The sequence below is a fragment of the Photobacterium angustum genome (genome assembly GCF_002954615.1).
Taxonomy (GTDB): domain Bacteria; phylum Pseudomonadota; class Gammaproteobacteria; order Enterobacterales; family Vibrionaceae; genus Photobacterium; species Photobacterium angustum_A.
The window spans coordinates 2416919-2431430 of the sequence record NZ_MSCJ01000001.1 but is presented as its reverse complement, the minus strand read 5'-3'; the positions used below and the strand labels follow the sequence as shown (position 1 = coordinate 2431430).

The following is a 14512-nucleotide window of genomic DNA, read 5'->3' as shown; positions in this document are numbered from 1 at the left end:
AATTTGAGTATGGTTGATGATTGTCAGTAAAGCGATATTACTTCGCGTTTACTCGACGTTCGATAGCATCCATTAACTTGCCTGTAATTGAGATATCAAAAGCTGCTTCAATCTCACGGATACAGGTTGGGCTAGTCACATTAATTTCCGTTAGCTTGTCACCAATCACATCAAGACCAACAAAAATCAGGCCTTTTTCTTTTAGTACTGGTGCAACTGTTTCTGCGATCTTACGATCGGTTTCACTGATTGGACGCGCTTCACCACGACCGCCAGCAGCTAAGTTACCGCGAGTTTCCCCTTTAGCAGGAATACGTGCTAGGCAGTAAGGCATAGGCTCGCCATCAACCACTAAGATACGCTTATCACCATTACTAATATCAGGAACAAAGGTCTGTGCCATGCAGTAGTTTTGGCCCATATTAGTTAGTGTTTCAATGATGACCGATACGTTAGGATCGCCTTTCATTACACGGAAAATCGACGAACCACCCATACCATCAAGTGGCTTTAAGATCACATCACCGTGCTCTTGGTGGAAGGCTTTTAGTTTCTCGGCACGACGAGTAACAATAGTGGTTGGTGTCAGCTCAGGGAACCATGCCGTAAACAGCTTTTCATTACAGTCACGTAGGCTTTGTGGTTTATTTACAATGAGTGCACCATTATTTTCGGCACGCTCAAGAATGTAGGTTGCGTAAATATATTCAGTATCGAAAGGAGGATCTTTACGCATTAATACAGCGTCAAGATCTGATAATTCAATTTCTTGTTCGCTGTGAAAATCAAACCAGTGATCAGGATCTTGTTGTACTGTGACGACACGCGTACGGGCAATCGCTTTACCTTGCTCTAAAGATAGATCATTCATTTCCATGTAATGAATTTCCCAGCCGCGACGCTGAGCTTCTAACATCATTGCAAAGCTAGAATCTTTCTTGATATTGATAGACTCGATAGGGTCCATCACGATACCCAGTTTGATCATTGTGTTCTCCTAATCTCTAATTTAGCCTAAATCACCGAAGCGTACTTGCAGTGCAGTGATGGCTGTCATTGCGGTGGTTTCGGTACGAAGTACGCGAGGTCCCAGCAAAATTTCATCAAATTTATATTGTTCTGTCATGCTGATTTCATCAGCGGATAAACCGCCTTCTGGGCCAATCAATAAACGAACATTAGTGACTGGCGTTGGAAGCGTGTTTATCGAATAATTAGCGCGAGGGTGTAAGTTGAGCTTTAGACCATCATATTCTTCAGCACACCATTGTTCCAGTTTCATCACTGGGCGAATAGTAGGGACAACATTACGACCACATTGCTCACAAGCTGCAATGGCGATTTTTTGCCATTGTTCGAGTTTTTTTTCAAAACGTTCAGCATTTAATTTAACGCCACAACGTTCTGAAATTAGTGGTGTTATGGTGTTCACCCCTAACTCGACGGATTTTTGAATGGTGAATTCCATTTTATCACCACGTGAAATCACCTGACCTAAATGGATATCTAGTGGGGATTCAATACTGTGTTCAACCCGAGATTGGATCTCTACTTCAACGCTTTTTTTACTTGCGTTGGTGATCACGGCGGGAAACTCTGCATTACTGCCGTCAAACATTAATAGCTCTTGGCCTACTTGCATACGCATAACGCGACCAACATGGTTAGCAGCATCGTCACTGAGCATTACCTTGCCGTGGGAAGGTAAAGATTCTGGATGATAAATACGTGGAATTCTCATAATGCGGTCATCTATGCAATAAAAAAAGAGTAATGACGAATCTTAACATGGATGCTCTGTTCGCCAATTATTCGAGGTTAAATAAAACGCGTTATTTACACATAACGCGTTTTTGAACGCTAAAGTGCGTGTAAGTAAAAGATGCTGTTATGAACAACGGCTCGCAAGAATAGGGTTAACGTTACCTTGGATTTTTTCAATTTTAGCGGCACGCTCACATTCCCATTTAGATACAGGGTACTGTTTATCCCAACTATTCATTAATTGGCGTTGTTGACGACTCATTTTATATTTTGGGTATACGGCTTCAAAGTACATATAAGTACGAGCAATCACACCACGAGCACGCTCTGGCGGTTGAGCATCATGATCCTTTTTATCAATGATCATGTCGCAACTACCAAATGAACGATAATTTTTGCTATTGGTTTTAGGCAGCATCACATAATTATAGTTTTGTCGTGCAGCATTAACGGCGCCAATGGCAGGGTATAAATTATAAAGGTCGGATTGCATTAAGCGGTATTCGTTATTGGCTTTTTCTGCACATTTACGGCCTTTAAAGGCTTTTCCTTTACTATCAACACAAACGGCAGCACCTTCACGCCACTCACTAAAAGCACGACCAAAGTTCTCGGCAGGAACGACATGCTCCGCTTCCCAGCGTTTAACGCGTTTTTTATACACTTCAGTGGTAAAACCGGATGGTAATGTCACGTATTTTTTATTGTTGAAATCAGCACCACAGTAAATGGTTTTCATGTCTTGAGGAGAAATATAAATTTCCGTTTGCATGATTTTTTTTGCTTTACTGAAAGAAGGATTAGTCGTGTTACCCAGTTCGCTTGGCTTATAAGAGGTCGCGAATGCGGTAACAGGTAACAGTAGGGCAATAGCAAAACAGCTTGAGATACGCGTCATGAATGTAGTTCATTAATTATTTATCGTATCATTAGCTTACTGATATTTTTCTCTTTGAGAAGTGTGTCGCAATTATTTGTAACGGTGCTTTTAGATATTTTTATATAAAATCGTAGGTTACTGAGGCGAATAAACCAAAACTTCACGGCATCGGCGACAATGGTAGTTAGCTTGTCCACGTAAAATACGGTTATGTCGGCGAATGGTTAATGGGTATTCGCTACAGCTACATTTATAGAGGTAAGTGTCACCTGAGACAGAGCTGACATCAAAGCTATGTGTTGTTCTTGGTGCTACTTGAAATACTTCTCGCATGATCAATTGCCACTCTCTACCATGCGGCTTTACTCGGCCAAACAGTTTAAACACGATTAAATGTGCCACTTCGTGAGGAACGACTTCGTTTAGAAAAGCGTCTGCGTTTTCATTGAGTAAGACAGGGTTAAAACGTACTTCCCAGCTTTGTAATCGTGCACTTCCCGCAATTTTCCCTCGTTGGGTAAAAGTCACAGTCGGCATTTTTAAACGTTTATTAAGGCGTTGATTGGCGGTTTTGATGGCGTGTTCGACACGTTTGATAACTTGTTGTTGCAGTGAATTCATTTTTACTCGTTCTTTGTTATTGAGAACGGCACTATACACCGAAGATAAAGCGCTGGCGAGGGTAGGGGAGCAAGGTGTTTTTATTGCAAATAGATAAACGACAAGTAATAAAAAAGGACGCCTAAGCGTCCTTTTTTGTGCACGATTAAGTGTATTACTTAATGTTTGCGAAATCGCGAAGTGCAGCCACTTTATCTGTTTTTTCCCAAGGGAACTCTTCACGACCAAAGTGACCGTAAGCTGCAGTCTTCTTATAGATTGGTTGTAGAAGATCTAGCATTTCTTGTAGGCCATATGGGCGTAGGTCGAAGTGCTGGCGTACTGCTTCAATGATGATCTCATGTGCTACTTTTTCAGTACCAAATGTTTCCACCATGATAGATGTAGGATCGGCTACACCAATAGCGTAAGAAAGTTGGATTTCACAACGATCTGCCATACCTGCTGCGACGATATTTTTTGCTACATAACGTGCTGCATATGCTGCAGAGCGGTCAACTTTTGATGGATCTTTACCAGAGAAAGCACCACCACCGTGACGTGCAGCACCGCCGTAGGTGTCAACGATGATCTTACGACCAGTCAAACCACAGTCACCCATTGGGCCACCGATAACGAAACGGCCGGTTGGGTTGATAAAGAATTTAGTCTCTTTATTTAACCATTCCGCAGGCAGTACTGGTTTGATGATTTCTTCCATTACTGCTTCACGTAGATCAGACGTTGAAATTGAATCACTGTGCTGAGTTGATAGAACAACCGCATCAATACCAACAATTTTACCTTGATCGTAAGCGAACGTTACCTGAGATTTTGCATCAGGACGTAACCAAGGAAGCGTGCCGTTCTTACGTACTTCAGCTTGACGCTGAACTAAGCGGTGAGAGTAAGTGATTGGCGCAGGCATGAATACTTCAGTTTCATTGGTTGCGTAACCAAACATGATACCTTGGTCACCAGCACCTTGTTCTTTTGGATCGGTTTTATCAACACCTTGGTTGATATCAGGAGACTGCTTACCGATGGTGTTCATTACTGCACAAGAGTTTGCATCAAAGCCCATATCTGAATGGACATAACCGATTTCACGTACGGTTTCACGTGTTAGCTCTTCAATATCAACCCAAGCAGATGTTGTGATCTCACCACCAACCATTACCATGCCGGTTTTTACGTAAGTTTCACAAGCTACACGCGCTTTAGGATCTTGTTCAATAATTGCATCCAATACAGCATCTGAAATTTGATCTGCAATTTTATCTGGATGACCTTCTGATACCGACTCAGAAGTGAATAAATGTTTTGCCATCGGTAGTCTCACTTTCTTTTGAATTTAGTCGCACGGTAGCGTTTATAACGCTGTTATATAGCTATATGTACGTTTGTATGTATAGAGCTACTTCCGTCTAGACGTCTATAATACATCGAGAACAGATAAAATCAACAATATGAAAACTAGGGTTTCTTATTGTATAAAAAAATTGAATAGCTCTATTGTGGTGGTTTACAGATATAGTTGCTATTTAAGCTTTTGATAAATAATGGTATTTATCTTCCGTGATTACAATGGGATCTTTTTTTCCTCAAAAATGTAATCACAAATTGACTATATAAAGTTTCTTTTATTAAAAATGACGATAAACAGACTTTATATACCTGAGTACAAGCAATATTGTATAGGCTATAAAGTCTGCTTCGTATGCTGGTGGATTTAGTTATAGATTGCGGTATCTATCATACGACAAGAGTTTATTATCTTTTTTCTAGCAGATTGATGAGATCAACGGTACCTGCTTGAGCGCGAGATACGTAATTTGCCATGATCAAAGAGTGGTTAGGCAATAAACCAAATCCCATACCATTTAAAATCATTGGGCTCCAAACCGTTTCTTGGGTTGCTTCAAGCTCACGAATTATCTGATCAATCATGACAGTTGCTTTTTCTTCTTCTAACAGCGGTTCAAAATCATGTTTCATTGCTTTCATTAGCAGTAATATGGCCCAAGTAGAACCTCGTGATTCGTAAAAAACATTATCAATTTTGAACCAGCTTGTTTTCGACGCATTGAGTGAAACTTCCTTACTTTCTGCTTTGCTATCCATTATTAACTGTGGTTCACCCACAGATGAGCCAAGGTCTTGTGAAATAGTACCTAAGCGTTTTTGTACTACTTCAAGCCAAGCCACTAAATTATCATCCCGTGAATAAAATTGTGCTGGATGGCGAGATGCCGAAAGGCGGTCACGGTATCGAGTAAGGGCGTCAATTGCATTTTGATATTCAGACTCTGCACTTGGAAAGTTCCAGCTATGGCTATTTATATTGAGCTCGGGTTGGGCTTCTTTTAAATCTGAATCGACATGGCTTTCATTTTGAGGGCGGCTAAGATTATCTTTTAGTACCAGTGCCATATCTCGTACTTGCGTTAATACACCCGTTTCCCATGCTGGCATGTTATCCATTAATAAGCTGGGTGGTAATTTATCGTTAGTAAGGAACCCGCCTTGCTTATTAATCAGTAATTCTGAAATATGAATTAGCGTTGTGGTGGTCTCATACCCAGTCGTCAAAGTTTTTTTATTGAGCTTGGCTTGCTCTGTCGCATAACTGTCTGGATTAAATGTATCTGGTTCAAATGACCAATAAACAGACAAAAAGTAAAGTACGACGGTGAAAAATACTGCGCCAATAATGACTTTTACTTTCGACATAACCACCTCTTTGGGATTGCTTAATATGAACTTTTTTTCATTTATCTATTAGCTATATGTAAAAAAGTGAAGGTTTGTTAATGCTAATCCTAATCTTAAACGCCGTTTATTAATGCGTAGAAAAAGACGCTGAATGAACAAATAGTGACTTTTTAATACGTGATATTTCGCTGTTTTAAGCCTATAAATCAGTGAATTTTTAAGGTTAAAGTAGAGGATATACGCAAAAATATCGATGAGTGATGAGTCTATCTATTTGGTTATATTAGATATTAATTCTGCTTGGTGAGAGATGTCACAATTATGGTGATTCTGTATCTAGCTTGGTATACACTAACGCAGCTTAGTATTTTTGTAGCACGGATATGACACTAAAAGTCGCAATAAATGGATTCGGTCGCATTGGTCGCAGTGTGCTTCGCGCATTGTATGAAAGCGACAAACATCATCATATTAACGTCGTGGCAGTTAACGAATTAGCAGAGCCGGAAGCAATGGTTCATCTACTTCAATACGATTCTAGCCATGGACGTTTCAAAAATCCTGTCAGTCATGATCAGGAGCATCTTTTTATTGCCCATGAAAATGGTCGCCAAGATCAAATTCGTATCCTTCACCAACCTGATCTAAAACTGTTACCTTGGCATGATCTTGATGTCGATATTGTTTTAGACTGTACTGGTAAGTTTGGCTCCCGTGCCGACGGTTTAGCGCATATCGCATCTGGCGCTAAAAAAGTATTATTTTCCCATCCTGCTAGCAAAGATATTGATTGCACTGTTATCTATGGTGTTAATCATCAACAATTAACATCTCAGCACCGCATTGTTTCTAATGGCTCATGTACAACGAACTGTATTGTTCCCATTATAAAAATCCTAGATGACCAGTTTGGTATTGAATCTGGCACCATTACGACAATTCATTCAGCCATGAATGATCAGCAAGTCATTGATGCTTATCATCCTGATTTACGCCGAACGCGCGCAGCAAGTCAGTCAATTATTCCAGTTGATACTAAACTACACCTTGGAATTGGTCGTATATTTCCGAAGTTTTCCGACAAATTTGAAGCCATTTCTGTGAGGGTGCCCACAATAAATGTCACTGCTATGGATTTGAGTGTCACAGTTAAAACAAATGTGAAAGTTAATGACGTAAATCAATCATTAAAAAATACGTCTCGTTGTACATTAAGTGGTATTGTGGATTACACAGAAGCGCCTTTAGTGTCGATTGACTTTAATCACGATCCCCATAGTGCAATTGTTGATGGCAGCCAAACTAGGGTAAGCAACCAGCATTTGATTAAATTGTTGGTATGGTGTGACAATGAATGGGGCTTTGCTAATCGAATGTTGGATACAGCGTTAGCAATGTACGCAACCGAACATACGGATGCTGAAAAGTAAAATAGTAAGAATTACAGGGCTTGGCGTTGAACATTAACGACGGCAGGCTGTCAATTTTATGAACTTTTATTTTTAATAATGTTTGAGAGGACAAAACATGTCTGTAATCAAGATGACTGATCTGGATCTAGCTGGTAAGCGTGTATTTATTCGTGCTGACCTAAATGTGCCAGTAAAAGACGGTAAAGTAACTTCAGATGCACGTATCATTGCATCTCTACCTACAATTAAGCGTTGTCTAGAAGCTGGCGCTAAAGTAATGGTTACTTCTCACCTAGGTCGTCCAACGGAAGGCGAATACGCAGAAGAATTCTCTCTACAGCCTGTAGTTAACTACTTAAATGACGCACTAGATTGCGACGTTAAACTAGCAAAAGATTACCTAAATGGTCTTGAGCTAAACGCTGGTGAGCTTGTTGTTCTTGAAAACGTACGTTTTAACAAGGGCGAGAAGAAAAACGAAGACGAATTATCTAAGCAATACGCTGCACTTTGTGACGTATTCGTAATGGATGCATTTGGTACCGCTCACCGTGCACAAGCATCAACTTACGGTGTAGGTATGTTTGCACCAGTTGCATGTGCTGGCCCTCTGCTAGCTGGCGAGCTAGAAGCACTAGGCAAAGCAATGGACAACCCAGCACGTCCAATGGTTGCTATTGTTGGTGGTTCTAAAGTATCAACTAAACTAACTGTACTTGAGTCACTATCTAAAATTGCTGACCAAATCGTTGTTGGTGGTGGTATTGCTAACACATTCATCGCTGCTGAAGGTAACGATGTAGGTAAGTCTCTTTACGAAGCAGACCTAATTCCAACGGCTAAAGAGCTAATGGCAAGCACTGACATCCCAGTAGCAACGGATGTTGTATGTGCTAAAGAATTCTCTGATTCAGCTGAAGCGACTATCAAATCAGCATCAGACATTGCAGCTGACGACATGGTTCTTGACCTAGGCCCTGATTCAGCACAAGCACTTGCTGACATCATCATGAACGCGAAAACGATTCTTTGGAACGGCCCTGTAGGCGTGTTTGAAATCGAGCAATTCGGTAAAGGTACTGAAGTTGTTGCTAACGCAATCGCAGAATCTGCGGGCTTCTCTGTAGCAGGTGGTGGTGACACACTAGCGGCTATCGACAAGTACGGCATCAAAGATAAAGTATCTTACATCTCAACAGGTGGCGGTGCGTTCCTTGAGTTCGTTGAAGGTAAGAAATTACCTGCAGTTGAAATGCTAGAGTCTCGCGCTAAAGCATAATTATTTTGGGCGTGGGAGCCGAATTTACACTATATATGAGTGTTGCTTCCACGTTTAAATGTTTGTGATAGCTATTAACTTTCAGTAGAATAGCAAGCAATCGCAAACGTTTGCACAAGAATTTTTCCACAGACAACAAAGTAAATAATAGGACTATTGTTATGTCTAAGATCTTTGATTTTGTAAAACCTGGTGTTATTTCTGGCGACGACGTTCAGAAAGTATTCGCAGTAGCTAAAGAAAACAACTTCGCACTTCCTGCTGTTAACTGTATCGGTACAGATTCTGTTAACGCAGTATTAGAAGCGGCAGCTAAAGTTAAGTCTCCAGTTATCGTTCAGTTCTCTAACGGCGGTGCTGCATTCTTTGGCGGTAAAGGTCTTAAACTAGAAGGTCAAGGTCCACAAATCCTTGGCGCTATCGCTGGTGCTAAGTACGTTCACGCTGTTGCTGAGTCTTACGGTGTTCCTGTAATTCTTCACACTGACCACGCTGCTAAGAAACTACTTCCTTGGATCGACGGTCTACTAGATGCGGGTGAAGAGTTCTTCGCTCAAACTGGTAAGCCTCTATTCTCTTCTCACATGATCGACCTTTCTGAAGAGTCGCTAGAAGAGAACATCGAAATCTCAGCTAAGTACCTTGCGCGTATGGCTAAGATGGACATGACACTAGAAATCGAACTAGGTTGTACTGGTGGTGAAGAAGACGGCGTTGATAACTCTCACATGGACGCATCTGAGCTTTACACTTCTCCAGAAGACGTTGCATACGCATACGAGAAACTAAGCGCTGTTAGCCCACGTTTCACTATCGCTGCTTCTTTCGGTAACGTACACGGTGTTTACCAAGCAGGTAACGTTGTACTTACTCCAACTATCCTACGTGATTCTCAAGCATACGTTTCAGAGAAGTTTGGTCTTCCAACTAACTCTCTAGATTTCGTATTCCACGGTGGTTCAGGTTCTTCTGAAGCTGAAATCCAAGAGTCTATCGGTTACGGTGTTATCAAAATGAACATCGATACAGATACACAGTGGGCTTGTTGGGATGGTATCCGTCGCTACGAAGCTGAAAACCACGATTACCTACAAGGTCAAATTGGTAACCCAACTGGTGAGTCAGCGCCTAACAAGAAATACTACGATCCACGCGTATGGCTACGTGCAGGTCAAGTATCAATGGTTGAGCGTCTAGAGAAAGCATTCGCTGATCTAAACGCAGTTGATGTTCTTTAATCGAACTTCAGCCATATAAAATGTGAAAAAGTCCGCTTCGGCGGGCTTTTTTTTTGTATTTTGTAAGGGATTGTACTTAAATTGTTGTTTAGTAATATTTAAGTTAATTTATGTAAACATCGTTTTTTTTAGTAGCTATTTACTAGTAAAAACGGGAATAATTAGCGTCAAAATTCCGTAGTATGTTTTTTCGCTATGAGATAGACAAACGGAAAGACAGTTCTAATGGAGTAAGTCGTAGAGTAATTTTACTATCTACGACTTACGCTATAGATTTATTTTAAGTAAATATAAGAGAGAGCACTTCAAATGACTGAGAGCGTTACAGACAAGGTTGTCGAAAAAATTTCTGATAACACATTAACTAATGGTGTGTTGCACGCTGGAAACTGGCTGAGTGATAATCAGGATCTTTTGATCCAATACGCAGTGAATCTTGTTTCAGCACTTCTGATTTTATTTATCGGTAATATGATTGTTAAAGCAGTTGCTGGCGCAGTTGCTAAAGTATTACGTAAGAAAGAAATGGATAACGCGGTTGTTGAATTCATTCACGGCTTAGTTCGTTACCTATTGTTCGTTATTGTATTGATTGCTGCTCTTAGCCGTATTGGTGTTCAAACAGCTTCAGTGGTAGCGGTGATCGGTGCCGCGGGTCTTGCGGTTGGTCTTGCTCTTCAAGGTTCTCTATCAAACTTTGCTGCAGGCGTTCTGATTGTTGCTTTCCGTCCATTCAAATCTGGTGATTTTGTTGAAGTTGCTGGTGTTTCGGGTGCAGTTGAATCAATTCAGATTTTCTCTACAGAGCTACGTACGCCTGACAACAAAACCGTTGTAGTACCAAACTCATCTATCATTGGTAACCCAATTACAAACTATTCTCGTAATGCGACACGTCGTATTGATCTTGTAATTGGTGTTTCTTACAACGCTGATCTTCAAAAAACAAAAGAAGTACTTAAGCGTGTTGTAACTGCTGATGAGCGTGTTCTTAAAGATCCTGAGCCAACAATTGGTGTTGTTGCTCTAGCTGATTCTTCAGTGAACTTCGTAGTACGTCCATGGGTTAATACGCCTGATTACTGGGCTGTATACTTCGATCTTAACCAAGCAATCAAAGAAGAGCTTGATAAAGAAGGTATCGAAATTCCATTCCCACAAATGGATGTTCACCTAAACAAAGTTGATGCTTAATTTATTTAAAGCATAACGAAGAGAAATGGAGCCTAATTGGCTCCATTTTTTTATCTATAGAAAATAAAAAGAGTCATTAAGTAACCACAAAGGAACGTTGTTCAAAATAAATAATGTTATAAGGGATAGATTCCATTTTTTTGGGGTCAAAGTTCATAGATTATTTATCTCATGACTACGATAAATAAAAATAACTCTTTGTTAGCGAGGATTGATAATGAAAAAACACCTATTAGCTATATTATTAAGTACCAGTGCACTTATCTCTACAGGCGCTGTTGCCGCTGATCTATCATTTCCTCATTTAGAAACAACTGGACGCGGTGAAGTTGTTGTTAAACCGGACATGGCTGCATTTTCTGTGGACGTGGTTGCAACCAAGCCAACAGCATCTGAAGCAAAGCAAGCTGCAGATCAGGCTGTGGCTAAGTTTATTGAGCGTTTAACTAAAGCGGGTGTTGAGCGTAAAAATATTAACAGTGCCAATATTTCTCTATCTGCACAGTATCGTTACCCTAAAGATCAAGCGCCAGAATTTACAGGCTTTAAAGCAACCCGTAATGTGGTTGTAACGGTATACAAATTAGAAAATCTTAATACATACCTTGATGGTGCATTAGGTGATGGTATTAATCAGATCAACAACATTACATTGAAAGTAAAAGATCAGAAGAAATATCAAGATGAAGCGCGTCAAGCGGCCATAGCTAATGCTAAAGAAGTTGCAGCATCGTTAGCTAAAGGCTTTGGTGATAAAGTTGAAGGCGTGTGGCAGATAGATTACAACACCAATGATCGTCCAATGCCTTATGGCATGAGAAGTGCGCCAATGATGTATGCAGCTGATGCAAACTCTGCTGTGAATCAAAGTTACAGTGATAATAACATTGTGATTTCTGATAGTGTAAATGTGATTTTTAAATTAGCTAAGTGATCATACTCTGCATCATGTTTAGTCATAGAATATGCAGATGATATAAAAAAGGAGAGCCTCGGCTCTCCTTTTTACTATCACGTTAACGTTATTAACTATGAGTCATTAGTGCAAAATACGGGCGCGAATAGTGCCTTCGATTGTTTTCAGTTTGGCTAGTGCTTCTTTTGAACGTTCAGTTTCAACATCAATAACCACATAACCAATTTCCGCACCTGTTTGTAAGAACTGGGCAGCAATATTAATGCCTTCCGACGCAAAAATTGTCGTGATTTGATTTAAGACACCAGGGCGGTTTTCATGAATATGAAGTAGACGAGAACAACCACGGTGCTCAGGTAGTGATACCTCAGGGAAGCCAACAGCAGATAACGTTGAACCATTATCTGAGTATTTCACTAGTTTACCTGCCACCTCAATACCAATGTTTTCCTGTGCTTCTTGTGTTGATCCTCCAATGTGAGGCGTCAAAATAACGTTATCAAATTGCAGCAGAGGGGATTCAAATGGGTCGTTATTGGTTTTCGGTTCAACAGGGAATACATCGATAGCCGCGCCTGCAATATGTTTGCTTTCTAACGCGCTACAAAGTGCATCAATATCAACGACAGTACCGCGTGCTGCGTTAATAAAGATAGAACCTGGCTTCATGCGTGCAAACTCATCTGCACCCATAATGTTTTGTGTCTCTGGTGTTTCTGGTACGTGCAGTGAAATCACATCAGATTTATTTAACAGTTCACTTAACGATGCGACTTGGGTTGCATTACCTAAGGTTAATTTACTTTCAATATCGTAAAAACAAACGCGCATTCCGAGGTTTTCAGCCAATATACCAAGTTGAGTACCGATATGACCGTAGCCGATAATACCTAGGGTTTTACCACGCGCTTCAAATGAGTTATCTGCAGATTTTATCCATTCACCACGATGCGCTTTAGCGTTCTTTTCTGGAATGCCACGTAGCAGAAGAAGCAGTTCACCTAAGACAAGCTCTGCAACACTTCGGGTATTTGAAAATGGTGCGTTGAAAACGGGGATACCGCGGCGCATAGCTTCATCTAAATCAACTTGGTTAGTACCAATGCAGAAACAACCAACAGCGGTAAGTTTTTTCGCTGCAGCAAAAACTTCAGGCGTTAATTGTGTACGAGAGCGAATACCAATGAAGTGAGCATCTTTTACGGCTTCTAGTAGCTCTTCACCAGCGAGTGATCCTTTGTGGTATTCAATGTTGGTGTAACCTGCTTGTTGTAGCACTTCTAGAGATGAAGGGTGTAGTCCTTCTAATAATAGAATTTTAATTTTATCTTTATTGAGTGAAACTTTGGCCATGGTTCTCATCCTTAAAAACGCAGCTAACTGAATGTAAAACAAAGAAATGTCAGGTGGTGAAATGTCTTCTTTACAGCCACGGTAGCGAAATGGTTAAACGTTTGCTAATAGCTTATTAGTAAAGTATCAAAAAATAGCCACTATGGGTAAGAATATTACAAAAAAGATAATAAAAAACGGCATAAGCTAGAATTAGAATCAATAAGCTATGCCGTTTTGAAAGGAAATAACATTTATACTGGGATCAGTAGCGTTTTATATTTTTGAATAAAACGCGATCATTGTATGTTATTTCTCGAATTTTTTTACACCTTCAGGTGAGCCAACCAATAATACATCAGCGCCACGGTGAGCAAATAGACCAACAGTTACAACACCAGGTAGGGCGTTGATTTTATCTTCCATTGTTTTAGGATCAGTGATCTTCATGTTGTAGACATCAAGGATCATATTACCGTTATCGGTCACAACGCCTTCACGGTAAGCCGGATCGCCACCAAGTTTTACCAATTCACGACCAATGAAAGAGCGCCCCATAGGGATCACTTCAACTGGAAGCGGGAATTGACCCAATACGTCAACTTGCTTGGTGTCATCAACGATACAGATAAATTTTTTCGCGATGGCTGCCACGATTTTTTCACGAGTAAGCGCCGCACCGCCGCCTTTAATCATGTCGTAGTCTGCGTTAATTTCATCAGCACCATCGACATAAATATCAAGTGAAGCAACTTCATTCGCATCAAATACAGTAATGCCTAGTTGTTCAAGACGTTCAGTTGAAGCGACTGAACTTGAAACAGCACCTTTAATTTCTTCTTTGCGAGTTGCTAAGGCATCGATGAAGTGATTAACCGTAGAGCCAGTACCTACACCTACAATTGTTCCTTTCTGTACGTATTCAAGTGCTGCCCAACCTGCTGCTTTTTTCATTTCATCTTGTGTCATGCCATTCTCCTCGTTATGACTAATACGCCGAGTAAGCGTTGATGCTAATTATAACGAATTGGAATTCGTTCGTCAGTGTGATTATGAACAATCACAATGCAAAATAAGAAATAAAAACATAAGGTTATTTATAACAATTAGTTAGATTGTTCGTTTTTATTGAAACTAAAGTAAACGATTGCTTAAGCATGTCAATTTGATGCTCTTATTTGT

At 40.4% G+C, this 14512-nt stretch carries 13 protein-coding genes; 5 read left to right on the top strand and 8 right to left on the bottom strand.

The genetic code is table 11. The annotated features are described in order from the left end of the window. Positions 1-37: 37 nt before the first annotated feature. From gshB to BTO08_RS10830, 6 genes are all read right to left on the bottom strand, one after another. Positions 38-988, bottom strand: a complete 951-nt coding sequence (gene gshB / locus BTO08_RS10855) for a glutathione synthase (protein WP_105060957.1) — start codon at positions 986-988, stop codon at positions 38-40. A 21-nt stretch (positions 989-1009) separates the two neighbouring features. Further along, the gene (gene rsmE, locus BTO08_RS10850) at positions 1010-1741 is read right to left on the bottom strand and encodes a 16S rRNA (uracil(1498)-N(3))-methyltransferase (protein WP_045084455.1); all 732 of its coding nucleotides are present in this window, start codon (positions 1739-1741) and stop codon (positions 1010-1012) included. 147 nt (positions 1742-1888) lie between these two features. After that, a complete protein-coding gene (locus BTO08_RS10845) occupies positions 1889-2662 on the bottom strand; it encodes an endonuclease (RefSeq protein ID WP_105060956.1) in 774 nt (257 codons plus the stop codon). Between the two features lie 117 nt (positions 2663-2779). Next, entirely contained in the window at positions 2780-3265 is a 486-nt protein-coding gene (locus tag BTO08_RS10840) for a SprT family zinc-dependent metalloprotease (RefSeq protein ID WP_105060955.1), read from the bottom strand. A 154-nt stretch (positions 3266-3419) separates the two neighbouring features. After that, the gene (gene metK / locus BTO08_RS10835) at positions 3420-4574 is read right to left on the bottom strand and encodes a methionine adenosyltransferase (RefSeq protein WP_105060954.1); all 1155 of its coding nucleotides are present in this window, start codon (positions 4572-4574) and stop codon (positions 3420-3422) included. Positions 4575-5017: 443 nt separating this feature from the next. Next, positions 5018-5977 (bottom strand): DUF2333 family protein, encoded by a 960-nt coding sequence (locus BTO08_RS10830; RefSeq protein WP_105060953.1) that lies wholly within the window; start codon positions 5975-5977, stop codon positions 5018-5020. A gap of 365 nt (positions 5978-6342) precedes the next feature. Between BTO08_RS10830 and epd the strand changes: the two genes are divergently transcribed. The 5 genes from epd to BTO08_RS10805 all read left to right on the top strand — a co-directional run bounded on the left by epd (position 6343) and on the right by BTO08_RS10805 (position 12016). After that, positions 6343-7389: an erythrose-4-phosphate dehydrogenase gene (gene epd, locus BTO08_RS10825; protein WP_105060952.1), complete on the top strand. Its 1047-nt coding sequence runs from the start codon at positions 6343-6345 to the stop codon at positions 7387-7389. Positions 7390-7486: 97 nt separating this feature from the next. Next, positions 7487-8650: a phosphoglycerate kinase gene (locus BTO08_RS10820; RefSeq protein ID WP_105060951.1), complete on the top strand. Its 1164-nt coding sequence runs from the start codon at positions 7487-7489 to the stop codon at positions 8648-8650. A 161-nt stretch (positions 8651-8811) separates the two neighbouring features. Further along, on the top strand, positions 8812-9888 hold the full coding sequence (gene fbaA, locus BTO08_RS10815; RefSeq protein WP_105060950.1) for a class II fructose-bisphosphate aldolase: 1077 nt from the start codon (positions 8812-8814) through the stop codon (positions 9886-9888). 309 nt (positions 9889-10197) lie between these two features. Beyond that, positions 10198-11082, top strand: coding sequence for a small-conductance mechanosensitive channel MscS (mscS, locus tag BTO08_RS10810; RefSeq protein WP_105060949.1), 885 nt, complete (start codon positions 10198-10200; stop codon positions 11080-11082). Positions 11083-11299: 217 nt separating this feature from the next. Further along, complete coding sequence (locus BTO08_RS10805) at positions 11300-12016, top strand: oxidative stress defense protein (protein WP_105060948.1); 717 nt, start codon at positions 11300-11302, stop codon at positions 12014-12016. A gap of 105 nt (positions 12017-12121) precedes the next feature. Here BTO08_RS10805 and serA read toward each other — a convergent pair whose 3' ends face one another. Next, on the bottom strand, positions 12122-13351 hold the full coding sequence (gene serA, locus BTO08_RS10800) for a phosphoglycerate dehydrogenase (protein WP_105060947.1): 1230 nt from the start codon (positions 13349-13351) through the stop codon (positions 12122-12124). A 288-nt stretch (positions 13352-13639) separates the two neighbouring features. Then, positions 13640-14299 (bottom strand): ribose-5-phosphate isomerase RpiA, encoded by a 660-nt coding sequence (gene rpiA, locus BTO08_RS10795; RefSeq protein ID WP_105060946.1) that lies wholly within the window; start codon positions 14297-14299, stop codon positions 13640-13642. Between the last annotated feature and the right edge of the window lie 213 nt (positions 14300-14512).